The 25,966-nt window shown below is 54.9% G+C and carries 15 protein-coding genes; 11 read left to right on the forward strand and 4 right to left on the reverse strand.

The features are described from left to right. The first annotated feature begins 680 nt into the window (after window positions 1–680). Window positions 681–2,264, forward strand: coding sequence for a TerC family protein (locus ABIB59_RS02940; protein WP_041851977.1), 1,584 nt, complete (start codon window positions 681–683; stop codon window positions 2,262–2,264). 21 nt (window positions 2,265–2,285) lie between these two features. On the opposite strand, the gene asmA is transcribed toward ABIB59_RS02940, so the two are convergent. From asmA to udk, 3 genes are all read right to left on the reverse strand, one after another. After that, complete coding sequence (gene asmA / locus ABIB59_RS02945; protein WP_165158291.1) at window positions 2,286–4,136, reverse strand: outer membrane assembly protein AsmA; 1,851 nt, start codon at window positions 4,134–4,136, stop codon at window positions 2,286–2,288. A gap of 25 nt (window positions 4,137–4,161) precedes the next feature. Next, entirely contained in the window at window positions 4,162–4,743 is a 582-nt protein-coding gene (dcd, locus tag ABIB59_RS02950) for a dCTP deaminase (protein WP_041851979.1), read from the reverse strand. Between the two features lie 82 nt (window positions 4,744–4,825). Then, on the reverse strand, window positions 4,826–5,467 hold the full coding sequence (udk, locus tag ABIB59_RS02955; protein WP_041852052.1) for a uridine kinase: 642 nt from the start codon (window positions 5,465–5,467) through the stop codon (window positions 4,826–4,828). A 354-nt stretch (window positions 5,468–5,821) separates the two neighbouring features. On the opposite strand from udk, the gene ABIB59_RS02960 reads away from it, so the two are divergent. Continuing rightward, a complete protein-coding gene (locus ABIB59_RS02960; RefSeq protein ID WP_041851980.1) occupies window positions 5,822–9,154 on the forward strand; it encodes a diguanylate cyclase in 3,333 nt (1,110 codons plus the stop codon). On the opposite strand, the gene alkA is transcribed toward ABIB59_RS02960, so the two are convergent. Then, entirely contained in the window at window positions 9,147–9,995 is an 849-nt protein-coding gene (gene alkA, locus ABIB59_RS02965) for a DNA-3-methyladenine glycosylase 2 (RefSeq protein ID WP_041851981.1), read from the reverse strand. The genes ABIB59_RS02960 and alkA overlap by 8 nt on opposite strands. Window positions 9,996–10,129: 134 nt before the next feature. Between alkA and yegD the strand changes: the two genes are divergently transcribed. From yegD to ABIB59_RS03010, 9 genes are all read left to right on the forward strand, one after another. Continuing rightward, the gene (gene yegD, locus ABIB59_RS02970) at window positions 10,130–11,482 is read left to right on the forward strand and encodes a molecular chaperone (protein ID WP_107223922.1); all 1,353 of its coding nucleotides are present in this window, start codon (window positions 10,130–10,132) and stop codon (window positions 11,480–11,482) included. Between the two features lie 613 nt (window positions 11,483–12,095). Then, window positions 12,096–13,184, forward strand: coding sequence for a fimbrial protein (locus ABIB59_RS02975; RefSeq protein WP_354033963.1), 1,089 nt, complete (start codon window positions 12,096–12,098; stop codon window positions 13,182–13,184). A gap of 194 nt (window positions 13,185–13,378) precedes the next feature. After that, on the forward strand, window positions 13,379–14,620 hold the full coding sequence (locus tag ABIB59_RS02980; RefSeq protein ID WP_041851984.1) for an MdtA/MuxA family multidrug efflux RND transporter periplasmic adaptor subunit: 1,242 nt from the start codon (window positions 13,379–13,381) through the stop codon (window positions 14,618–14,620). Beyond that, on the forward strand, window positions 14,620–17,742 hold the full coding sequence (locus tag ABIB59_RS02985) for an MdtB/MuxB family multidrug efflux RND transporter permease subunit (protein ID WP_041851985.1): 3,123 nt from the start codon (window positions 14,620–14,622) through the stop codon (window positions 17,740–17,742). Before ABIB59_RS02980 ends, ABIB59_RS02985 begins: the two co-directional genes overlap by 1 nt. Continuing rightward, entirely contained in the window at window positions 17,743–20,820 is a 3,078-nt protein-coding gene (mdtC, locus tag ABIB59_RS02990) for a multidrug efflux RND transporter permease subunit MdtC (RefSeq protein ID WP_354033966.1), read from the forward strand. Continuing rightward, window positions 20,817–22,232, forward strand: a complete 1,416-nt coding sequence (locus ABIB59_RS02995) for an MFS transporter (RefSeq protein ID WP_041851987.1) — start codon at window positions 20,817–20,819, stop codon at window positions 22,230–22,232. Before mdtC ends, ABIB59_RS02995 begins: the two co-directional genes overlap by 4 nt. After that, the gene (baeS, locus tag ABIB59_RS03000) at window positions 22,229–23,710 is read left to right on the forward strand and encodes an envelope stress sensor histidine kinase BaeS (RefSeq protein WP_354033968.1); all 1,482 of its coding nucleotides are present in this window, start codon (window positions 22,229–22,231) and stop codon (window positions 23,708–23,710) included. Before ABIB59_RS02995 ends, baeS begins: the two co-directional genes overlap by 4 nt. After that, window positions 23,707–24,429: an envelope stress response regulator BaeR gene (baeR, locus tag ABIB59_RS03005; RefSeq protein ID WP_071195733.1), complete on the forward strand. Its 723-nt coding sequence runs from the start codon at window positions 23,707–23,709 to the stop codon at window positions 24,427–24,429. The genes baeS and baeR overlap by 4 nt, the downstream gene beginning before the upstream one ends. Continuing rightward, the gene (locus ABIB59_RS03010) at window positions 24,426–25,931 is read left to right on the forward strand and encodes a HEAT repeat domain-containing protein (RefSeq protein WP_354033970.1); all 1,506 of its coding nucleotides are present in this window, start codon (window positions 24,426–24,428) and stop codon (window positions 25,929–25,931) included. The genes baeR and ABIB59_RS03010 overlap by 4 nt, the downstream gene beginning before the upstream one ends. Window positions 25,932–25,966 lie beyond the last annotated feature (35 nt).

Genomic DNA, 25,966 nt, shown 5'->3' on the forward strand with positions numbered 1-25,966 from the left:
TTTGCAGAGTAATTATCCTGTGTATTTAAATAAGCGACTGATCATAACGGAAGCAGAATGCAGTTAATCGAAACTTAATATAACTGGTATCAGTCCTAAAAATCGCTTATTCAACCACATGCTATTGACAGAATAATCCAGACTTTTTGACATGCTGTCAGGCAGGCTACCGCCCTTGGCTTTCAGCTACCAATCCACTGATTAAACAGTAAGTTATTGAAAACACCCTTTTGTACCCCGAACCTGATAGAGAATATTCCTGGATGCCTTAAATACGGCAGTCATAAGGATTTACGCTGTTTAGCTGCATTAAAAATAACTTCACAGGTATATTTGAAACATGCTGGAGGAATTGTTGCAGCTAAGCGAATTACAGGCAAGGCAACATCCCGCCCTAAACATATTTTTAAGAATAATATTAAGAGCAAATATTTAGGTTTTTAGGATTTTATTGATATTGACAAAATCCTTACCTGCATTTACGCATGCGAAATATCCGAAAAGGTCTTTTCATTTGCTGGCGCAAATAATCCCAATATTAATAAGGAAATAGATTTTTAATATATTCCCTGCCGCAATCACAAATAAGATAAATCGCATACCGGCATTGCAATTTAGATGGGCTTTATCCATGATCAGATAACGACAATTGTTAGAATTGATAAGGTGTTACACATACGATGGAATGGATTGCCGATCCATCAATCTGGGCCGGTCTGATTACGCTGATTGTGATCGAACTCGTGCTCGGCATTGATAACCTGGTTTTTATCGCGATACTTGCGGAAAAACTCCCACCGGCGCAACGCGACCGTGCCCGTGTCACAGGGCTGCTACTGGCGATGGTCATGCGCCTGCTACTGCTTGCGTCTATCTCCTGGCTGGTTACGCTCACCAATCCTCTTTTTTCCTTCCGCGACCTCAGTTTCAGCGCGCGCGATCTCATTATGCTTTTCGGCGGCCTGTTTCTGCTCTTTAAGGCCACCGTGGAACTCAATGAACGCCTGGAAGGTAAGGACAGCGATAACCCCACGCAACGGCGCGGGGCGAAGTTTTGGGCCGTGGTAGCGCAAATCGTCGTCCTGGATGCCGTTTTCTCTCTCGACTCAGTGATTACCGCAGTCGGGATGGTTGATCATCTGGCTGTCATGATGGCCGCCGTGATTGTCGCCATCTCGCTGATGCTGCTTGCCAGCAAAGCGCTGACGCGTTTTGTAAACAGCCACCCGACGATTGTCATTCTTTGTCTGAGCTTTCTGCTGATGATTGGCTTTAGCCTTGTCGCCGAAGGCTTTGGTTTCCATATCCCGAAAGGCTATCTGTATGCCGCGATAGGCTTCTCGGTCATGATAGAAGCGCTTAATCAGCTTGCTATCTTCAACCGTCGCCGTTTCCTCTCAGCCAACCAGACCTTACGCCAGCGTACGACAGAAGCCGTCTTGCGCCTGCTGAGCGGCAAAAAAGAGGATGCGGAGCTTGATGCTGAAACCTCTTCACTGCTGGTCGACCATGACAGTAGCCAGCTTTTTAACCCGCAAGAGCGGCGGATGATTGGACGGGTGCTTAACCTCAATCAGCGTACCGTTAGCAGTATCATGACCTCCCGTCATGATATTGAACATATCGATTTGAACGCCCCGGAAGCGGAGATTCGCGATCTGCTGGAGAAAAACCAGCATACGCGCATAGTGGTGACCGGTGGCAATGAAGAGAGTGATTTGCTGGGCGTGGTACATATTATTGATTTACTGCAACAGTCCCTGCGCGGTGAGCCGCTGGATCTGCGCGTATTGATCCGCCAGCCGCTGGTATTCCCGGAAACCCTGCCACTGCTGCAGGCGCTGGAGCAGTTTCGTAGTGCCCGCACCCATTTTGCGTTTGTGGTCGATGAGTTCGGTTCGGTTGAAGGTGTGGTCACCCTGAGCGACGTGATGGAGACCATCGCCGGCAATCTGCCGAATGAAGTAGAGGAGATCGATGCCCGCCACGACATTCAGAAAAACAGTGACGGTAGCTGGACCGCGAATGGTCATATGCCGCTGGAAGATTTGGTGCAATATGTCCCGCTGCCGCTGGATGAAAAGCGCGAATATCACACGATCGCCGGGCTACTGATGGAGTATTTGCAGCGGATCCCGACGCCAGGGGAAGAAGTTCAGGTAGGCGACTATGTCGTAAAAACGCTGGAGGTGGAAAGCCACCGCGTGCAGAAGGTCCAGATCATCGCCCTGAATACGGGCGACGAACTGGATTATCAGGTCTGACTGACGCCGGGGCTCCCGGCGTTACAGTTTATTGAGCAGTTTTTTCAGGTCTTTACCGTTCTGGCTGTCTTTGTTGCGATCCGCCCACTCATTCAGTCGGCGTTTCGCTTCATCCTGCAAATGCTTACGTAAAATCTGATCGACCTGCAGGCTGTAATTCAGTGACTGCCATTTACCATACACGTTCAGCGGAATGTCAGTAGATTTCAGGTAATCAATCAGTGTACTGTCGCCTTTCCAGCCGTCGAGTACGCGAATGTTGAAGTGAGTATCACACTGCTCCTTCACCAGATCCATTTCACCCTGGCCGGACAGGCTCAGCAACGGTGAACGCCCCTGCATATCCGCCAGCGTCATGACCCCCGAGTCCAGCGACAAATCAGTGCTGAAGGTATCGAGACGCGTCACGTTATCGTAATTTTCCTGCGCCTGTACATCACTGCTACGGGCAACTGCCTGCTGGACCAGTTGTTGGAAGTTCAGCCCTTCCATCTGGCTGTCTTTTATCTCGACATGGGCATCGCCCTGCCAGTGACGGCGGAAATCATCGGCATCAATCCGGCTACCCGAAAAATCGCCCGCCAGAGAGAGTTTACCCGTGAGGGCTATCGGGTAATTGAACGCTTTAAGAATATTGCCAATCTCGACGTTATCCAGCCGCGGCTGGAAGACGGCACGTGACTTATCACGGCGTACATCCAGCATACCGGGCAGAGAGATATCCCCATCGCCCATTTTGCCCTGCAGCGTAGAGATGCTGAGCAAACCGGCATTATTAGAGAACTGACCGGTGACGTTATCAAAACGCATTCCGCGCCAGCGAATATTATTGGCGGTAAGCGATACCTGCGCGGTGAAATCACGCAGGCTGGTATATTCCTGCTGTACGCTATTGGCAATCACCGGCCGCGGCATACGCCCCTGCGCTTGCTGCCCCTGTTGTTCGGTCGAAGCATCCGTGGAAGCCGTCTCTTTCGGCGCAAGCAGGTTATCGAGATTCAGCGTGTCGAACTGTAAATCCAGCAGCCATTGCGGTTTTGCGGAAAGAATGACGCTGCCCTTGCCGCTAAATGCGCTGTCGTTGGCGCTAAGACGGAGATTGCTAATGGAAATTTGCTGACGATCGCCCTGCCACTGCGCGGAGAGGCTCCCCTCGCCCGCAATACCCTGTGCCGGGACATCGCCACCCTGCAATTGCCATTTCAGATCGCTAATCGCCGCCGTGAGGTGGGTCGGATAATCGCTGGCATCCACTTGCGCTTTCAGGGATAACGAGAGATCGCGCTGATCGCGATTCACGCGCCCTGAAAAGTCCAGCGTCGCCTGGTGCGTAGCATCCTGTTCCATCTGCAGATGAATATCGCGTACGGTAATCTGTTCGTCGTTTTCATGCTGGAAAACCAGCACGCTGTCGGCAACCTGTAGTCGGGCAATATCCCACGACCAGCCACGATCTTCGGCAGCCTGCGGCAGCGTGTTCTCTTTGGGGGCCACCGGTGCATCATGTTCTGGTGCCGCATAGGTCTGCGGCGTCAGTTGAATGACCGCCCCTTTGAGCATGACCTGCTTCACCTGAAGCTGATGAGAGAGCAGCGGCAGCAGCCCAACATCCAGGCGCATATTGTCTGCTTTCACCACCGGGGCTTCCGCTCCCGGGGCGGTCAGGGTAATGCGCCCGGAGAGAATGCTCAGTTGCGGCCAGACATGCCAGCGCAGCGGGCCGTCAAGTTGCAACTGATAGCCGCTACGGGCTTCAACCTGACGCACCATATAGTCACGAAAATCGTTTGGGTTTACCATGACGACCAACGCCGAAAGGCCGGCTACCAGCACGACCAGTAAAATCATTAGCGTGGTTAACACTCTTCTCATGGCAGCCTCAGCGGGTACAAATCACTCAGTCCTTATCAATGCGGCTGGCAACCGCGCCCTGCTGATCGCGATACTTCGCGTCCTGGCGGCGGTTATACGGACGGTCGGCCGGGCCGGAGAGCGGTTCAAAGCTCAGCGCACCAATCAGCATACCGGGGCGCAATGCCAGCGGCAGTTTGCCAGAATTATAGAACTCCAGCACGATACTGCCGGACCAGCCGGGATCGATGCGATGTGCGGTGACGTGGACCATCAGCCCCAGCCGCGCCAGTGAAGAACGGCCATCCAGCCAGCCCACCAGGTCAGCCGGCAATGTCACCGATTCAAAGGTCACCGCCAGCGCCAGTTCCCCAGGATGCAGGAAAAATGCTTCCCCGTCGGGGAGAACGATTTCATCGCTCATTACACGATCGAGCGCCGCGCTCACTTCGTCTTTCGGCCCGCTCAAATCGATGAACGCAGCAGTGTGCCCACGGAAGGTACGAAATTTGTTGCCCAGGCGGACATCGACAGTCGCGCCATTAATGCGCTCAACGGGGGGACGCGGGGTAATCGACAGACGCCCCTGATCCAGCCAGGCTTCAATATCTCGGTCGCAAAGACGCATGGCACTTTCTCCTTTCGTGCATGACGCCCCTGACAGTTCAGGGGCAAAGCAAAGTAAACTAAAGGGTACAGCCTATCATGTATTATTCAAAAAACTGGCTGATTTTGGCTTTCAGAATATCAATGGCGATACGGTTTTTACCCCCGCGCGGCACGATGATATCGGCATACTGCTTGGAAGGCTCAATAAACTGCAGGAACATCGGGCGAACCGTCTTCTGATATTGTGCCATCACCGAGTCCATTGACCGGCCACGCTCGTTCACGTCACGCTTGATACGGCGCATCAGGCAGATATCCAGCGGGGTATCAACGAAGATAGAAAAGTTCATCTCATCACGCAGGCGCGCGTCGGTCAGCAGCAGAATGCCTTCAAGAATGATGACTTTTTTCGGTTCGATGTGAATAGTTTCCGGTGTGCGGGTATGTTCTACATAACTATAGACCGGTAATTCAATGGCCTGGCCGCTTTTGAGCATCTGCAGATGCTGGAACAGCAGACTATGATCCATGGAGCTTGGATGGTCATAGTTGGTTTTGACACGCTCTTCCATCGACAGATGGCCTTGATCTTTATAGTAACTGTCTTCCGGAATAACGCCGATATGCTCATCACCCACCTGCTCACGCAGTTCACGATAAAGCGTGCTGGCAATAAGACTTTTACCTGAAGCCGATGCGCCGGCGATGCCGATAATGACGCACTGATGTGACTTATCAGTCATAAATTTAGCGACCTGATTAACCTGGATGTAAAGGAAGGACGACGCCTGAGCGTCAAACGCGGCAATTATAGGGATTTCGCGTCCATGATACCAGTCGAATACGTCCTGTACGCCGTTCGGGAAAAAAGCGCGGTGCTTATTTTGCAAAATGCGACTTTTCGCAAATCAGAACGTTCAAATTAACAGCGCTTGTCGGCTTTTTTCCCGAAACTAAGTAATTAATAACATTATGATGTCAAATTCTGAGCAGACGGCATAGGAATTGTAAATTGTTTGTACTAGCATAATCCGAACTCATATTTAACTCGTCCGGACGCCGTTCCTGACAACATAGGGTTTGCGGATTAAGCGGTAATGATGAAACAAAATCAGCGAGTCTTGATGGCCACCCCTAACCTTATACTGCGTCTGCTCAGTTTGGGGTTATTGTCGTTCATCTTTTCGTTATTCTCGCTGCAACTGACCCGCTTCGGAACGCACCTCTCACCGCTATGGTTTCCCTCTGCCCTGATGATGGTGGCGTTTTATCGCCACGCCGGAAAAATGTGGCCGGGCATCGCCGTCGTCTGTTCGTTGGGCAGTGTGGCGGCCACCATTCAGTTGTTTTCGGTCAGTTCAGTCAATATCTGGTATACGGTTATCAACGTTATCGAAGCGGTCACCGGGGCCATGCTACTACGCAAATTTTTGCCCTGGTATAACCCGCTACAGAATCTAAGCGACTGGATACGGCTGGCTATCAGTAGCGCGCTCATCCCTCCCCTGCTGGGCGGGATTTTAGTTTGCCTGTTGGTGCCCACAGACAACCTCGTGCGCACCTTCATGCTCTGGGTGCTCTCAGAGGCCATTGGCGCTCTGGCGCTGGTGCCGATTGGTGTTCTCTTTAAACCGCACTACCTGCTGCGCCACCGTAAACCGCAGTTGCTTCTTGAAACCCTGGCAACCCTGGCCGTGACGCTCTGCCTGAGCTGGCTGGCAATGACCTGGCTGCCCTGGCCGTTTACCGCCGTGATCGTGCTGCTGATGTGGAGCGCCATCCGCCTGCCGCGTATGGAAGCGTTCCTTATCTACCTGATTACTATCATGATGGTGTCGCTGATGATGGCGGCTCATCCACAGGTGGGCATTCTCACACCCAAAACTGGCGCGATGTTGAACGCACCCTGGCTGCCGTTTTTAATGATTCTTCTGCCCGCTAACGTCATGACAATGGTGATGTATGCCTTCCGGGCCGAACGCAAACATATTAGCGAAAGCGAAGAGCGCTTTCGTAATGCGATGGAATACTCCGCCATCGGCATGGCGCTGGTCGGCCTCCAGGGGCAGTGGCTACAGGCCAACAAAGCCCTGTGCAATTTTCTGGGCTACACCCAGGAAGAATTGCGGCTGATGACCTTCCAGCAACTTACCTGGCCGGAAGACCTGAATAAAGACCTGGAGCAGTTGGATCTGTTAGTTCGCGGCGAAATCAATACCTACTCGCTGGAAAAGCGCTACTACACCCGCAGCGGCGATTTGGTCTGGGCGCTACTGGCAGTGTCGGTGGTGCGTCACGCGGATGGCTCTCCGCGTTATTTCATCGCCCAAGTCGAAGACATAAACGATCTGAAACAGACTGAGTGGGTCAATAAACGGTTGATGGAACGTATCACCCTGGCGAACGAAGCCGGGGGGATAGGTATCTGGGAGTGGGAACTGGAGCCGGATATCATCAGTTGGGACAAGCGTATGTTCGAACTGTATGAAGTGCCGTCGCACATTAAACCGACCTGGCAGCTTTGGTATGAACGTATTTTGCCTGAGGACCGGGAAGAGACCGAACGCATTATCCGCGACTCTTTGATGTCGCGGATCGCCTTTAAACTGGAGTTTCGTATTGCCGTAAAAGACGGTATTCGCCATATCCGTACTCTCGCCAACCGGGTGCTTAACCGCAATGGCGAAGTGGAACGTCTGCTCGGCGTTAATATGGACATGACCGAGGTGAAGCAACTCAACGAAGCGCTGTTCCAGGAAAAAGAGCGTCTGCATATTACCCTGGACTCCATCGGCGAGGCCGTGCTCTGTACTGACGTCGATATGAACGTCACTTTTATGAACCCGGTCGCCGAAAAAATGAGCGGCTGGTCGCAGGAACAGGCGATGTCGCAGCCGCTGCTGAACGTGCTGCGTATTACCTTTGGTGAAACCGGCCCGTCGATGGAAAACATCCATAGCGGCGATATGTCGCGCTCTGCTATCGAACAGGATGTGGTGCTTCATTGCCGTACCGGCGGCACTTACGATATCCATTACAGCGTGACGCCGCTAAGCACCCTTGATGGGCAAAATATCGGCTTTGTGCTGGTTATTCAGGACGTCACCGAGTCGCGTAAGATGCTGCGCCAGCTCAGCTACAGCGCCTCTCACGACGCCCTGACCCATCTGGCGAACCGCGTTAATTTCGAAACGCACCTTAAGCGCCTGCTGAAAAGCGTGCAGGAGTTACATCAGCGTCATGCGCTGGTATTTATCGATCTCGATCGCTTTAAAGCAGTGAACGATACCGCCGGGCATGCCGCTGGCGACGCCCTGCTGCGTGAGCTCTCCTCTCTAATGCTGAGTATGCTGCGCTCCACCGATATTCTGGCCCGTCTGGGCGGCGATGAGTTTGGCCTGCTGTTGCCGGACTGCAACGTCGAAAGCGCGCGGTATATTTCCGGGCGCATTATTCAGTCGATTAACGACTACCACTTCATGTGGGAAGGCCGCATGCACCGTATCGGCGCCAGCGCGGGGATCACCATTATTGATGAAACCAACCATCAGGCCTCGGAAGTCATGTCGCAGGCCGACATTGCCTGCTATGCGTCGAAAAATAATGGCCGCGGACTGGTGACCGTCTATGAAGCGCTGCAAGGTCAGATGCTCCAAGAACGCAGCATGATGTCGCTGGAGGAGCAATGGCGGATGATCAAAGACAATCACCTGATGATGATTGCCCGCAGCGTCGCCTCACCGCGCGTACCGGAAACCTGCAACTTCTGGTTGCTCTCTCTGCGCCTGTGGACCAGCGAAGGCGAAGTCATGGAGGAGCGGGCTTTCCGCGCCGGGTTAAATGAGCCGGAGCTGATCCGCGCCCTTGACCGCCGCGTATTCCATGAGTTTTTCCGTAACCACGCCACCGCCGTTGCGGCGAAAGGGTTGGGTGTCGCATTACCACTTTCGGCTGCCGGGCTTTCCAACAGCAAACTGGTAGATGAAATACTGGACCTGCTCGAACATGGACCGATGCCGGGTCGCCTGCTGCATCTGATGATCAACGCCGACGCCCTTATGCGTCAGGGCAAAGAGATTATCGATAACCTGAAAAAGCTGCGCCATGCGGGCTGCCGTATCATCCTAAGCCACATTGGCCAGGACCTGGAAATTTTCAACCACCTTACGCCGCACACCGCCGATTACCTTTTGCTCGACCAGGAACTGGTGACAAATGTTCATGGCAATCTGATGGATGAAATGATGGTCACGATTGTTCAGGGCCATGCCCAGCGTCTGGGCCTTAAGAGCATTGCCGGGCCAACAAACCAGCCGCTGATGATGGATACGCTTTCCGGTATTGGCATTGATTTGATCTTCGGCGACACCATTTCGCAGCCTCAGCCGCTGGATATGATGCTCAACACCAGCTACTTCGCCATTAACTAACGGTAAGATGTGGCTGCCAGCCCTCGGTATACCAGATGTGCAGCAACGCGTAAGAACGCCACGGCTGCCAGCGCTCGGCATAGCGGCGAATCTGCGCGGGCGTCATTCCGGCAAAACGCTGCTTAATCAGATAATCATCCGCCAGGAAAACATCTTTTGCCTGCCAGCCGCGCAGAGCGAAATAGTTCGCCGTCCAGCGGCCAATTCCCGGAAAGGTTTGTAGCGTTTTCATCCCGCGTTCAACATCATCCGGCATCGTCAGGGGAAACGTCCCGTCCAGCACCGATTGCGCGAGAAAGATCAGCGATTCCGCGCGCTTTACCGGCATGCCTAATGCTTTGAGCGCCAGCGGATCCGCCTGCGCCAGTTGCGCGGGCTGCGGGAACAGAACGAACTGCTCATCCAGCCTGTCGCCGTACAGAGCCGCCACGCGGGAGGTCAGCTTTGCCGCCATCGCCACGCTCACCAGTTGGCCCAGAATTGCGCGGACGGCCTGTTCAAACGGGTCCACGCAGCCAGGAAGGCGCAGACCTGGTCGCGCGGCCCCCACATCCCCGAGCGCATCGGTAATGACCTGTGGCGTACAGTCGAGATCAAAAAGCTGGCTCAGCCGCTGCAAACAGACATCTGCCACCGGCAACAGGCCATCGCTCAGCGTAACTTTAAGGGTTGAAGTGGCCTCATCCGGCTCGGCGCTCATCACGCCGCGATGCTCGCCAAGAGCGAACGAGCGGGTGTACGTCGTCTGGGTAATCACTTCGACGCCAGAAACCGTACGCAAGCGTAAAAATTCCAGTATCCATGCCCAGTCATAGGGCGGCTGCCAGCGCAGTGTGTACATACCATCTCCTGTCATTAGTGGCTAAGAGCATATACGCATTCATGATTTTGCGCTTTGCTTTGATATTCCAGTTGTCCTGTCGCGCGCATTCGGCTAAAGTCGCCCCCCTTCTTCACTGGCATGGGGATAAACACGTGTTTGTAGGTTTTGATTACGGCACCGCCAACTGCTCGGTCGCCGTTATGCAGGAAGACACTCCACAACTCTTAAAAATGGAAAACGACAGCACCCTGCTGCCGTCGATGCTCTGCGCGCCCACGCGCGAAGCGGTGAGTGAGTGGCTCTATCGTCACCACAATGTCCCGGCAACGGGGAGCGAAACGCAGGCGCTGCTGCGCCGTGCCGTGAGCTATAACCGCGAAGAAGATATCGACGTCCAGGCGTCAAGCGTCCAGTTCGGCCTGAACTCGCTGCGTCACTATGTTGAAGATCCGCAAGAGGTTTACTTCGTTAAATCACCGAAATCGTTCCTCGGCGCAAGCGGGCTAAAACCGCAGCAAATCGCGCTGTTTGAAGATTTGGTCTGCGCCATGATGCTGCACATTCGCCAGCAGGCAGAATCACAGCTTCCGCAGACGATTGACCAGGCGGTGATTGGCCGGCCGATTAACTTCCAGGGGCTGGGGGGTGATGACGCCAACGCGCAGGCTCAGGGCATCCTTGAACGTGCGGCAAAACGCGCCGGTTTTCGCGATGTCGTGTTCCAGTACGAACCGGTGGCTGCCGGGCTGGATTTTGAAGCCACTTTGCGTGAAGAAAAGCGCGTGCTGGTGGTGGATATCGGCGGCGGGACAACCGACTGTTCGTTATTGCTGATGGGGCCACAGTGGCACAATCGTCAGGATCGTGAGACCAGCCTGCTGGGGCACAGTGGCTGCCGTGTCGGTGGTAACGACCTGGACATCGCGCTGGCGTTTAAAAACCTGATGCCGCTGCTTGGCATGGGCGGCCAGACAGAAAAAGGCATCGCGTTGCCGATCCTGCCCTGGTGGAACGCTGTCGCAATTAATGACGTTCCGGCGCAAACCGATTTCTACAGCGCGGCAAACGGACGCCTGCTCAACGATCTGGTACGCGACGCACGCGAGGCGGAGAAAGTCGCCCTGCTGCAAAAGGTATGGAAGCAGCGCTTAAGTTACCGCCTGGTGCGCAGTGCCGAAGAGAGCAAAATCGCCCTCTCCGGGCAGATGCAAACCCAGGCGCAGTTGCCGTTTATCAGCAACGAATTAGCGACCGCTATTGATCAGGCGGGACTGGAAGCCGCGCTGAATCAGCCATTGCAGCGTATCCTGGAGCAGGTGCAACTGGCACTGGACAACAGCGACACGACGCCGGAGGTGATTTATCTCACCGGGGGCAGCGCGCGTTCACCGATTATCAAACGCGCACTGTCACAGGCGCTGCCGGGGATCCCGATTGCCGGTGGCGATGATTTTGGCTCGGTAACTGCCGGCCTGGCCCGTTGGGCACAGGTGGTATTTCGTTAAGGGTTGTAGCACCGCTGCCAGCAGCATAACTTTTTGCGTAACGCAGATAAGTATTATGCTGGCGCGGTATCCCATATTTTCCCGCGCTGTGTCGGGATCTAAATAAGTTTTCGCATCGGTGATGTATTACGTTTTAATTCCCCAAAATTGTTTATTATTTCCATAAAAACCATTATTGCTTTCAACTTATTCCATCTTTTTTCATTCTCTTCTCACCCCTCGCCAATAATTATTTTCCAAAAAGGCTAATCTGCTTTTTTTCATAAAAACCGCACAGATGGGGGAATAATATACCCCAAAGAGGTGCATGAATCGCCACAGGCACTACAAATAAAATTGCAAAAAACGTCCCGCATTGTTTTTATTGCTCTTTTCACAGTGTATATCACATTGTCGCATTTTCCGGATTGCAACCTGCTCCTGAGATTGTTACAACCAAAGGCAGGTTTTTTGCCGATACAATATCTATCCGAGACCCCATAGTAGCGCATAATCCCATAAGCTTTTCATTCCAGTTCATATCACTACCGGTCATATATTCATATTAAAAATAATATCATACCTGTTACGGCTGAATTTAATTGCCATAAATATTATCGCTTAAGGAGAAGTAATGATAATACGAACGTGGTTTTTTATGATTGTAGTCAGCCTGTTTGTTTTTTGTTCCAATACGCTAGCGGCGTGTTATTTTTATGGCGTTGGCACAATGTCCGGAACACAGAAATTCACTGTCCCCGTCTCACTGACGTTATCGGTACCCCCCGGCATTCAAAATGGGCAAACTATTTATCAGCAAAATATTAACCTGCAAAACATCAGAGAATTAATGATTAAGTGTGATACCAGTGGGCAATTTTTGTTTGATTATGATTATCTGGCAACCCCGAAACCCGCCTCGACTTTGAACAGTAAAATTTACGAAACGGGTGTTCCAGGAATTGGGATAAAATTTTCGGCATCCGGCCAGGACTTTCCCTCAACGCAGAACAATACGGATTGTAGCAATACGAACTTATGCAAATACCGTTATGGCTGGAATGCCATATCCTCATTTTCTTTAGTTAAAATCGCCGACAATATCGCCGCGGGTGTCATCACCGGAAGCAATCTGCCGACCGTCAGCTATAACTTTGGGCAAGAAGGCAACCTGGTCAACATCTATCAATTCTCGATTACCGGGAATATCCATATTTCTGTTCCTACCTGCGATATTTCGCTTGCCAGTCAACATATGACGGTGCAAATGGGCAAACACTATAAAGGCAATTTTTCCGGGGTCGGCACGGGAACAGACTGGAAGGACGCCAGTATTATTCTGATTAACTGTACACAATTTTACGGTAATAGCAGTGCAGGCGACAGCGGCGCCACTTTTAATGGGACCAGCACCACCTACTCTATTGCGCCAAACAGAGCGGAATTGACACTTAAGGTTCTGAGCGGAATCGAAGACGCAGCAAATGGCATTATGAAAATTGACGAGCATCCACAAAAAGCGACAGGGGTTGGCATTCAGCTTTCCACCACACGTAGCACAAGCGGCAAGGTGGATCTCAATAATCCACTCATCTATCCGCTACCACAGGACGGCTCTTCCACGATCGCTATCCCGCTCTATGCTCGCTACGTTCAGACCCAAAATAAGGTACAAGGCGGTGTCGCCAACGGCAGACTCGAATACACCATCACTTATCAATAATCGGCGACCTGGCGAGAACGACGTCAGGTTTCGAATTTCCCCGTTTTTTTCATCGGAAAAACACCCTAACGCAAATTAAACTCTCAGAAAGACGTTTCCAGACAGTACTTCATATTATCTCCATTTTTCTGACGCCTGCCCTCACTAAACTAGTATTATTTCAGGCAATGTTTCTGGATGAGATACGAATAAAGATGAAAGGCAGAAAGTCTTCCCGCCTGGTGATAGCAGCAGTGGTGGTCATTGCGGGCATTGCCGCTATTTGGTACGGGTTCAGCCATAAGGAAACAACGCCTGCAGCCGGGGCAACAAACGGGCAAACGCAGCGTCCGGGAGCGGGCGGTGGTCGTCATGGTATGCGTGGTGGTGCGCTACCACCGGTACAGGCAGCAACGGCAACGCAGCAGGCAGTACCGCAATATCTTACGGGCCTTGGGACGGTAACGGCCGCCAACACGGTAACTGTGCGCAGCCGCGTGTCCGGGCAGTTACAGGCCATTCATTTCCAGGAAGGCCAGCAGGTGAAAGCTGGCGACCTCCTTGCGGAAATTGACCCGAGCGCTTTTAAAGTCGCACTGGCACAGGCCGAGGGGCAGTTAGCGAAAGACAAAGCCACCCTTGCCAATGCCCAACGCGATCTCGCCCGTTATCAGCAACTGGTTAAAACCAATCTGGTCTCTCGTCAGGATCTGGATACCCAGCAGGCGTTAGTCAGCGAAACCCAGGGCACCATCAAAGCCGATGAAGCATCTGTCGCCAGCGCCCAACTCCAGCTCGACTGGAGCCGCATTGTCGCCCCTATCGACGGACGCGTCGGCCTCAAACAGGTGGATATCGGCAACCAGATCTCCAGCAGCGATACCACCGGCATTGTGGTGCTGACCCAGACGCACCCCATTGATCTGGTGTTCACCCTGCCGGAAAACGACATCGCCACCGTTATCAAGGCGCAAAAAGCCGGGCAAACGTTAAGTGTCGAAGCCTGGGACCGTACGAACAAACAGAAACTGACCACCGGCACGCTATTAAGCCTCGATAACCAGATTGATGCCACCACTGGGACTATCAAGCTGAAAGCCCGCTTTGATAACCAGGATGACACCCTTTTCCCGAACCAATTTGTGAATGCGCGCATGCTCGTCTCCACCCAGGAGAACGCGGTTGTCATCCCGACGGCCGCCCTGCAGATGGGTAACGAAGGGAATTTCGTCTGGGTGCTCAACGATAAAAACCAGGTCAGCAAACACACGGTGACGCCGGGTATTCAGGACAGTCAAAAAGTGGTGATCGCCGCGGGGCTTTCCGCCGGTGACCGCGTGGTGACGGATGGGATCGATCGCCTGACCGAAGGGGCGACAGTGGAAGTGGTCGACGCAAAAAACGCTGACCAGATGCCCGCCAAACGCGAGCGTCCGTCGAAAGGAGCGCAGTCCTGATGCAACTGCTTCCGCCAGGCAGAACCGGCGGCCCGTCGCGCCTGTTCATTATGCGCCCTGTCGCCACCACCCTTTTAATGGTGGCGATTTTGCTCGCCGGGATCATCGGCTACCGCTTCCTGCCTGTCTCCGCGTTGCCGGAGGTGGACTACCCCACCATTCAGGTCGTGACGCTCTACCCCGGCGCGAGCCCGGATGTGGTGACGTCTGCGATTACCGCCCCGCTGGAACGTCAGTTTGGTCAGATGTCGGGGCTCAAGCAGATGTCATCGCAAAGCTCCGGCGGCGCATCGGTAATTACGCTCCAGTTCCAGTTAACGCTGCCGCTTGATGTCGCCGAGCAGGAAGTGCAGGCGGCAATGAACGCGGCTAACAGCCTGCTGCCCTCTGACCTGCCTAACCCACCGGTGTACAGCAAGGTAAACCCTGCGGACCCGCCGATCATGACCCTGGCCGTCACCTCCTCCGCCATGCCGATGACGCAGGTTGAAGATATGGTGGAAACCCGCGTGGCGCAGAAAATCTCGCAGGTCTCGGGCGTCGGCCTCGTCACGCTTGCCGGGGGGCAGCGCCCTGCCGTGCGTGTCAAACTCAATGCGCAGGCGGTGGCGGCCCTTGGGTTGACCAGCGAAACGGTCCGCACCGCGATCAGCAACGCGAACGTGAATTCCGCTAAAGGGAGCCTCGATGGCCCGGCCCGCGCCGTCACCCTGTCCGCGAATGACCAGATGCAATCCGCCGAAGAGTACCGGCGACTGATTGTGGCGTATCAGAATGGCGCCCCCATCCGCTTAGGCGATATCGCAACCGTTGAACAGGGGGCGGAAAATAGCTGGCTTGGGGCGTGGGCCAACAAACAGCAGGCGATTGTCATGAACGTTCAGCGCCAGCCGGGCGCAAACATCATCAACACCGCCGACAGTATCCGCGCCATGCTGCCGCAACTGACCAGCAGCCTGCCGAAATCGGTTGAGGTGAAAGTACTGTCAGACCGCACCACCAATATCCGCGCCTCGGTCTCCGATACCCAGTACGAGCTGATGCTGGCTATCGCACTGGTGGTCATGATCATCTATCTGTTTCTGCGTAATGTCCCGGCCACGATCATTCCGGGCGTCGCCGTGCCGCTCTCGCTGATAGGCACCTTCGCGGTCATGGTATTCCTGGATTTCTCCATCAATAACCTGACGCTGATGGCGCTCACCATCGCCACCGGTTTTGTGGTGGATGACGCCATCGTGGTCATTGAGAACATCTCGCGCTATATCGAAAAAGGCGAGAAGCCGCTGGCTGCCGCTCTTAAAGGGGCTGGCGAGATCGGCTTTACCATCATCTCGCTGACCTTCTCGCTGATTGCCGTACTGATCCCACTGCTGTTTATGGGCGATATCGTCGGGCGACTGTTCCGCGAATTTGCCGTTACCCTGGCGGTGGCGATTTTAATCTCGGCAATTGTCTCGCTAACTCTGACACCGATGATGTGCGCACGCATGTTGAGTGCGGAATCGTTGCGTAAACAGAACCGTTTTTCCCGCGCGTCGGAGCGTTTTTTCGAACGGGTGATTGCCGCTTACGGTCGGCTGCTCGCCAAAGTGCTCAACCATCCATGGCTGACGCTGAGTGTCGCTATAACAACCCTGCTACTGTCCGTTTTGCTGTGGATAGTGATCCCAAAAGGCTTCTTCCCGGTGCAGGATAACGGCATCATCCAGGGGACGTTACAGGCACCGCAGTCGGCGTCGTTTGCCAGCATGGCGGAGCGCCAGCGCCAGGTCTCAGATATCGTGCTCAAGGATCCGGCAGTGCAAAGCCTTACCACCTTTGTCGGTGTGGATGGCACCAATCCGGCGCTCAACAGCGCGCGTCTTCAGATCAACCTTAAACCGCTCAGCGAACGTGACGATCGCGTGCCGGTGGTGATTGAACGTTTACAGCAGTCGGTGGCGAAAATCCCCGGCGCAGCGCTCTATCTGCAGCCAACGCAGGATTTGACCATTGATACCACGGTCAGCCGCACGCAATATCAGTTTACCCTGCAGGCAAACTCACTGACGGCCCTGAGCGAATGGGTGCCACAGTTGATGGACAAATTGCAGGCATTGCCACAGCTCGCCGATGTCAGCAGTGACTGGCAGGATCAGGGGCTGGTGGCGTATGTCAATGTGGATCGCGACAGCGCCAGCCGCCTTGGTATCAGCATGTCCGATGTGGACAATGCCCTGTACAACGCCTTCGGTCAGCGTCTTATTTCCACGATCTATACCCAGGCGAATCAGTATCGCGTGGTGCTGGAACACAACACCGCGCAAACGCCGGGGCTGGCGGCGCTGGATAATATCCGCCTTGCCAGTAGCAGCGGCGGTACCGTGCCACTGAGCTCGATAGCCAAAATAGAGCAGCGTTTCGCACCACTGTCGATTAACCACCTGGATCAGTTCCCCTCCACCACCATCTCCTTTAACGTGGCGGAAGGTCACTCCCTGGGCGAAGCAGTGCAATCGATTATCGACAGCGAGAAGACGCTCAACCTGCCGACCGACATCACCACCCAGTTCCAGGGCAGTACCCTGGCATTTCAGGCCGCGCTCGGCAGCACCGTCTGGCTGGTGGTTGCCGCCGTGGTGGCGATGTATATCGTGCTGGGCGTGTTGTATGAGAGCTTTATTCACCCGGTCACCATTTTGTCTACCCTGCCAACCGCAGGGGTCGGCGCTCTGCTGGCGCTGATGATTGCCGGGAGCGAACTGGACGTTATCGCCATCATCGGTATCATTTTGCTGATTGGTATCGTCAAGAAAAACGCCATCATGATGATTGACTTCGCCCTCGCCGCCGAACGTGAAGAGGGGATGTCGCCACGCGATGCCATCTTCCAGGCCTGTCTGTTGCGTTTTCGTCCGATCCTGATGACCACGCTGGCAGCGTTGCTGGGCGCGCTGCCGCTGATGCTGAGTACCGGCGTTGGGGCGGAACTGCGCCGTCCGTTGGGGATTGGCATGGTGGGCGGTTTGATGGTGAGCCAGGTGCTGACGCTGTTCACCACCCCGGTTATCTATCTGCTTTTTGACCGACTCGCGCTCTCTCTGCGTCGCCGCTTCCCGCGCCGTGAAGAGGAGGCGTAAATGAAGTTTTTCGCCCTCTTCATTTACCGCCCGGTGGCAACGATACTGATCTCCGTTGCCATTACGCTCTGCGGCGTTCTGGGTTTCCGGCTGTTGCCAGTAGCCCCGCTGCCGCAGGTGGATTTCCCGGTCATCATGGTCAGCGCCTCCCTGCCGGGAGCCTCGCCGGAAACCATGGCCTCGTCGGTTGCGACCCCGCTGGAGCGTTCGCTTGGGCGTATCGCCGGGGTCAACGAAATGACGTCGTCCAGTTCGCTTGGCAGTACGCGTATCATTCTGGAGTTTAACTTTAACCGCGATATCAACGGCGCGGCGCGTGATGTCCAGGCGGCGCTGAACGCGGCGCAAAACCTGTTGCCGAGCGGCATGCCAAGCCGTCCGACCTATCGCAAAGCCAACCCGTCTGCCGCACCGATTATGATCCTAACGCTCACCTCCGATACCTATTCGCAGGGTGAGCTGTATGATTTCGCCTCTACGCAACTGGCGCAAACCATCTCGCAGATCGACGGCGTCGGCGATGTCGATATCGGTGGAAGTTCGCTGCCCGCCGTGCGCGTTGGCTTAAACCCGCAGGCGCTGTTTAACCAGGGGGTCTCGCTGGATGCGGTGCGCACCGCCATAACCCAGGCCAATGTTCGGCGCCCACAAGGGGCGATTGAAGACGCAACCCACCGCTGGCAGGTGCAGACCAATGACGCGCTGAAAACCGCTGCCGCTTACCAGCCGTTAATCATCCATTACAAAAATGGCGCAGCCGTCCGTCTGAGTGATGTCGCGTCAGTGACCGACTCCGTTCAGGATATTCGTAACGCCGGGATGACCAACGCTAAACCCGCCATTTTGCTGATGATCCGCAAACTGCCGGAAGCCAACATCATTCAGACGGTGGACAGCATCCGCGCTCGCCTGCCGGAATTGCAAAAGACCATTCCGGCGGCGATTGACCTGCAGATTGCCCAGGACCGCTCGCCGACTATCCGTGCCTCCCTCGCGGAAGTGGAGCAGTCGCTGGTGATCTCGGTCGCGCTGGTTATCCTGGTGGTCTTCCTGTTTCTGCGTTCCGGCCGGGCGACGCTGATCCCCGCAGTGGCAGTCCCGGTGTCGCTGATCGGTACTTTCGCCGCCATGTACCTGTGCGGTTTTAGCCTTAATAACCTCTCGCTGATGGCGCTGACCATCGCCACCGGTTTCGTGGTCGATGACGCCATCGTGGTTCTGGAGAATATTTCCCGTCACCTGGAAGCGGGCATGAAACCGCTGCAGGCGGCACTGCAGGGAACGCGGGAAGTCGGCTTTACGGTGCTCTCGATGAGTATCTCGCTGGTCGCGGTGTTCTTGCCGCTCTTGCTGATGGAAGGGCTGCCGGGGCGCCTGCTGCGGGAGTTTGCCGTCACCCTTTCGGTGGCCATCGGCATTTCACTGGCTATCTCGCTCACTCTGACGCCGATGATGTGCGGTTGGTTGCTGCGTAGCCGCAAAACCCCGACCGCCACGCGCAACAAGGGCATTGGTCGCCTGCTTCTCGGCCTACAGCGTGCCTATGCAAAATCACTGAAATGGGTGTTGAACCACGCGCGCCTGGTGGGGCTGGTACTGATTGGCACCATCGCGCTGAATATCTGGATGTATATCAGCATTCCGAAAACCTTCTTCCCGGAGCAGGACACCGGCATCCTGATGGGCGGTATTCAGGCGGATCAGAGTATTTCGTTCCAGGCGATGCGCATTAAGTTGCAGGACTTTATGAAAATCATCCGCGACGATCCCGCCGTCGATAACGTGACGGGCTTTACCGGCGGCTCGCGGGTCAACAGCGGCATGATGTTTATTACCCTTAAGGCACGCAGTGTACGCAATGAAACCGCCCAACAGGTTATCGACCGTCTGCGAGGAAAGCTCGCCAAAGAGCCGGGGGCCAGTCTGTTTTTGGTGGCGGTTCAGGATATCCGCGTGGGTGGACGGCAATCTAATGCCAGTTATCAGTACACGCTGCTCTCCGACGATCTTAGCGCCCTGCGTGAGTGGGAGCCGAAAATCCGCAAAGCGCTCGCCTCGCTGCCGGAGCTGGCGGACGTGAACTCCGACCAACAGGATAACGGCGCGGAGATGAACCTGACTTATGATCGCGAAAGCATGTCGCGCCTGGGGATCAACGTACAAGAGGCCAACAGCCTGCTGAACAACGCCTTCGGCCAGCGGCAAATTTCCACCATCTACCAGCCGCTTAACCAGTACAAAGTGGTGATGGAAGTCGATCGACGCTATACCCAGGACATTAGCGCGCTGGATAAGATGTTTGTCATTAATAGCGAGGGCAAACCTATTCCGCTGTCCTATTTTGCCCGCTGGCAACCGGCGAACGCCCCACTGGCGGTCAACCATCAGGGGCTATCGGCGGCGTCCACGATTTCGTTCAACCTGCCCACAGGGATGTCGCTATCCGAAGCGAGTGACGCAATTGACCGTGCCATGACCCAACTGGGGGTGCCTTCGACGGTGCGCGGCAGTTTCGCCGGAACTGCGCAAGTCTTTCAGCAAACTATGAATTCGCAGGTGATCTTGATTATCGCCGCCATCGCGACGGTCTATATCGTGCTGGGGATTCTCTATGAGAGTTACGTACATCCGTTGACGATCCTCTCGACCCTGCCCTCAGCGGGTGTCGGGGCGCTACTGGCGCTGGAGCTGTTTGGCGCGCCCTTCAGTCTGATTGCGTTGATAGGCATTATGCTATTGATTGGTATAGTGAAAAAGAATGCCATCATGATGGTGGATTTTGCGCTTGAAGCCCAACGGAAGGGAAATCTGAACGCGGAAGAGGCGATTTTCCAGGCCTGTCTGCTGCGTTTCAGACCCATAATGATGACCACACTGGCGGCGCTGTTTGGCGCGCTTCCGCTGGTGATTTCGCGTGGCGACGGTTCCGAACTGCGCCAGCCGCTGGGGATAACCATTGTTGGCGGTCTGGTAATGAGTCAATTGCTGACACTGTATACCACTCCGGTGGTGTACCTGTTCTTTGACCGCCTGCAACGCCGATTTGCCCGTAAACGCAGAGAGCCTGTAACAGAGTGACAGAACTACCCAAAAATGTGCGTTGGCAATTGTGGATTGTGGCGTTTGGCTTCTTTATGCAGTCGCTGGACACCACGATTGTCAACACCGCCCTGCCCTCCATGGCGCGAAGTCTGGGAGAAAGCCCGCTGCATATGCATATGGTGGTGGTCTCCTACGTGCTGACCGTTGCTATCATGCTGCCTGCCAGTGGCTGGCTGGCAGATCGCGTCGGGGTGCGTAATATCTTCTTTACCGCCATCGTTCTCTTTACCCTGGGTTCGCTGTTTTGCGCCCAGGCCAACACGCTCAATGAACTGGTGATGGCCCGTATATTACAAGGCGTTGGCGGCGCGATGATGGTGCCCGTCGGCAGGCTGACGGTGATGAAAATTGTCCCGCGCGATCAATACATGGCGGCAATGACCTTCGTCACCCTGCCCGGCCAGGTAGGGCCACTGCTCGGCCCGGCGTTAGGTGGCATTCTGGTGGAATATGCCTCCTGGCACTGGATCTTCCTGATTAACCTGCCCGTTGGCGTGGTGGGGGCGATAGCCACCCTGTGGTTAATGCCCAACTACACCTTACAAACCCGTCGTTTTGATCTCTTTGGCTTTTTGCTGCTGGCGTCGGGGATGGCAACGTTAACGCTGGCGCTCGACGGGCAAAAGGGGCTCGGAATTTCACCACTGCTGCTCGGCCTTCTGGTGGCGGGCGGCGTGCTGGCGATTGTTATCTATCTGCTGCATGCCAAAGGCAATGCGGGAGCGCTGTTTAATCTGCGCCTGTTTCGTACGCCGTCATTCTCCCTTGGTCTGTGCGGCAGTTTCGCCGGGCGCATAGGCAGCGGCATGCTGCCCTTTATGACGCCGGTCTTTTTGCAGATTGGTCTGGGTTTTTCGCCGTTTCATGCCGGGCTAATGATGATTCCGATGGTCATCGGCAGTATGGGAATGAAACGGATTGTCGTTCAGTTAGTCAACCGCTTTGGCTACCGTCGCGCGCTGGTGTGTTCAACGCTGGGTCTGGCCGCCGTCAGTCTGCTGTTTATGGGAACGGCGCTGATGGGCTGGTACGCTCTGCTGCCCTTTGTACTGTTCGCGCAGGGCATGATCAACTCCATGCGTTTTTCCTCCATGAACACCCTGACACTGAAAGACCTGCCCGATGAACTGGCAAGCGGCGGCAACAGCCTGTTATCAATGATCATGCAGCTTTCTATGAGTATCGGCGTCACCGTCGCCGGGCTGCTACTGGGGCTGTTCGGCCAGCACAATCTGTCCGCCGACAGCGGCGTTGCCCATCACGTCTTTCTTTATACCTACCTGTGCATGGCGTTCATTATCGCCCTGCCCGCTTTTATCTTTGCCCGAGTCCCGAATGATGTCAGTCAGAACGTGGTCATTTCCCGGCGCAACAGGAGTCAATCATGAAAATCTGGCGACCCGGTATTACCGCTAAGCTCTTTCTGGCTATTTTTGCCACCTGTATCGTGCTGCTTATCAGTATGCACTGGGCCGTGCGCATCAGCTTCGAACGGGGTTTTATCGACTACATTAAACGCGGCAACGAACAGCGTCTGCAGTTGCTCAGCGATGCCCTGAGTGAGCAATACGCCCAGCATGGAGACTGGGGCTTTTTACGCAATAACGACCGCTTTATCTTCCAGATCCTGCGTTCATTCGAGCGAGACAACGAGCGTGAGGGTGGGCCAGGTGGCCCTGGGCCAGGGCCGGAACATGGTGATAATCATGAGCATGAGCCGCCGCCAGGCCCTCCGCCAGAACCCGGTAATGGCATGCCGCCACACGGCTGGCGGACACAATTTTGGGTGACTGACGCATCGGCGGAAGTGCTTGTTGGGCCACGTAGCCCGGTACCGCCCGACGGGACACGGCGAGCCATTACGGTTAATGGTCAGCCTGTCGGCTGGGTCATCGCCTCGCCGGTGGAGCGCCTGACGCGCAATACCGATATTAACTTTGACCGTCAGCAGCGGCGCACAAGCTGGATGATTGTCGCGCTCTCGACCCTGCTGGCCGCGCTGGCCACCTTCCCACTGGCCCGCGGCCTGCTCGCGCCGGTCAAACGGCTGGTTGACGGTACGCATAAGCTGGCCGCCGGGGATTTCTCCACCCGCGTTAACCCAGGCAGCCAGGATGAGTTGGGCAAGCTGGCGCAGGACTTTAATCAGCTCGCCAGTACGCTGGAGAAAAATCAGCAGATGCGCCGTGATTTTATGGCGGATATCTCCCACGAGTTGCGTACACCACTGGCGGTACTGCGCGGCGAACTGGAGGCCATTCAGGATGGGGTACGGCAATTTACACCGGAGTCGGTGACGTCTTTACAGGCGGAAGTCGCCACCTTAACCAAGCTGGTGGACGATTTGCATCAGTTGTCCATGTCAGATGAAGGCGCGCTGGCTTACCAGAAAAAGCCGGTGGATGTCATTTCATTACTGGAGGTGGCAGCCGGAGCGTTTCGTGAACGTTACGCCAGCCGCAATCTGACTATCGACATGACGCTACCGGAGCACGCCGTGGTTTTTGGCGACCCGGATCGTCTGATGCAACTGTTCAATAATCTGCTGGAAAACAGTCTGCGCTACACCGATAGCGGCGGCGGTATGCACATCTCCGCAATGACAGAGGGCAATATGCTTACCCTCGATTTTGCCGATAGCGCGCCCGGAGTCAGCGATCTGCAGTTAGGCCGATTATTTGAACGCTTTTATCGCACCGAAGGTTCGCGCAACCGCGCCAGCGGCGGCTCCGGATTAGGTCTGGCAATCTGCCTGAATATTATCGAAGCCCACGGCGGCAAGGTCCGCGCCGCGCATTCGCCTTTTGGTGGGGTTAGCATTAAAGTTGAATTACCCCTGGAACGGGACATAGCGAGAAACGTATGACTGAGTTACCTATTGATGAAAACACCCCACGCATTTTGATCGTGGAAGACGAGCCAAAGCTGGGTCAGTTGCTGATTGATTATCTGCGTGCGGCCAGTTACGCGCCATCGCTGATTAACCATGGCGATCAGGTACTGTCGTATGTGCGCCAGACGCCGCCGGACCTGATCCTGCTTGATCTGATGCTCCCCGGCACCGACGGGCTGACACTGTGCCGTGAAATCCGTCGTTTCTCCAATATTCCCATCATTATGGTGACGGCAAAAATCGAAGAGATTGACCGTCTGCTGGGACTGGAGATCGGTGCTGATGACTATATCTGCAAACCCTACAGTCCGCGCGAAGTGGTGGCAAGGGTGAAAACGATCCTGCGCCGCTGTAAGCCGCAGCGTGAAATACAGGCGCTGGACGCAGAAAGCCCGCTTATCGTTGATGAAGGTCGCTTCCAGGCAAGCTGGCGCAGCAAGCTGCTGGATTTAACGCCAGCGGAATTTCGTCTGCTGAAAACCCTCTCCAGCGAACCGGGGAAGGTATTCTCGCGCGAACAGTTGCTCAATAACCTCTATGACGATTACCGCGTGGTGACTGACCGCACTATCGACAGCCATATCAAGAACTTGCGTCGTAAACTGGAGTCGCTGGATGAAGAACAGTCCTTCATCCGCGCCGTCTATGGCGTGGGTTATCGCTGGGAAGCTGATGCCTGCCGACTGGCATGATCTTCATCCGCTCCCTGATGGCATTTCATTCATCGACGCCGTGGATTGTGCATCACATCCCGGCAGCGGTGGCACATATCTGCAACCGACTCTTTCATGCAGGAAGCATGCTGACGATCATGAGCGATAAATCTTTTCTAAAGCGCTGGTTCTCCTCATTCACCGAGCCACCTCTTGATGAAGAAACAGAAATTTATCAAGAAATTAGAATGCTGCTCAACGAGCCGCGTAATGGCAACTATTTGCTAAAAAATAGCGATATCCGCAGTGTCGAGAGTCTTTGCCAGCTCACCCATCACCACAACGGTTTCTTGCGTGAAAAAGCCGTAATGGCGCTCTCTTTAAAAGGCGACATCGCCGCCCTGCGGGAACTCCTGATTTGCGCTAATGACTGGGTTAAGCCGATTCACCGCCTCGCCACCCAGGAAGTGATGGCGCTGATGACGGCGGAAAATGCGCCCGCCTTTATTGCCCATCTTGCGCAGGTCAGACAGTTGCTGACCTGCAGACGCTACAACCACGCGCCTTTAGTGGAGTTGATTAGCCACTTTTTGGCCTCGCAGGCCCATATAGCCGACTTAAGGCAGGCGCTCTATTCCCCTGATCGCGAACTGCGCCATGCCGTGTTGCATACGCTTATCGAGCAGGAGCAGTTGCACGATGAAGCCGCGCTGGCCTTTGTACTGGATACCGGTGATACCTATTTGCGGGGCATTGCGGTTACCTACTGGCTGGCACGCGCGGCGAAACTGTCTGAGTCACTGATGACACGCCTGCTACGCGATCCCTGGCCGCGTATCCGTCGCGATACCCTCTTTTATCTTGATGAGCATGGGCAAGCGCTGCCCGAAACATTACACAGGGAGTTACTGCTGGATAAGAACAGCCTGATCCGCCAGCGCGCCCGTCACATGCTATCTGAAACCGTTGATGCTACCGCGTTTTGGCGCGACGTTATCACTTCGCCGGCCAGTTCGATAACTCAGCGCCGTTCCGCGCTCTATGGTCTGAAAGAGGCACGCGATCCCGCATTGCATTCACTGGCGCTGTGGGGCTGTTCGCAGCCTGAAAACGGTATCCGCCAGGCGGCGCTGCATATCTTGTTGACGCTTGAAGGTGAAGAGGCGAAACCCCGCATTCTGGCCGCCTTAGCCGACCCGAGCCTGTCTTTCGCTATGGCGGCAATGAAATCACTGGCACACCACCCGCTTTCTTTTTCACGAAGCGAGCTTGAGGCACTGCTGACGCATACGCCCTCGGAGAAGCACACCCTGTTGTACTGGCGGTTGGTACACCAGATAAACAAATGGGACTGGCTCATCGTGCTGCTACGCCATTTCCCTTTCCTGTCGCCGTCACAGCAGGCAGAAGAACTGGCGAGCTGGAAAGGGAAATACAATCAGGCGGGGATTAACCCCACGTCTGGTCAGCAGGAGATCCTGACCTGTTTGCTGGCGCAGGCGCCCGAAATACGCCGGTCGCTACAACACTACCTGGTATAATGCCCCGCTTACATACTGTGTGGGTTTACTCCCTT

Source organism: Citrobacter sp. UYEF32, from assembly GCF_040546205.1.
GTDB classification, from domain to species: domain Bacteria; phylum Pseudomonadota; class Gammaproteobacteria; order Enterobacterales; family Enterobacteriaceae; genus Phytobacter; species Phytobacter diazotrophicus.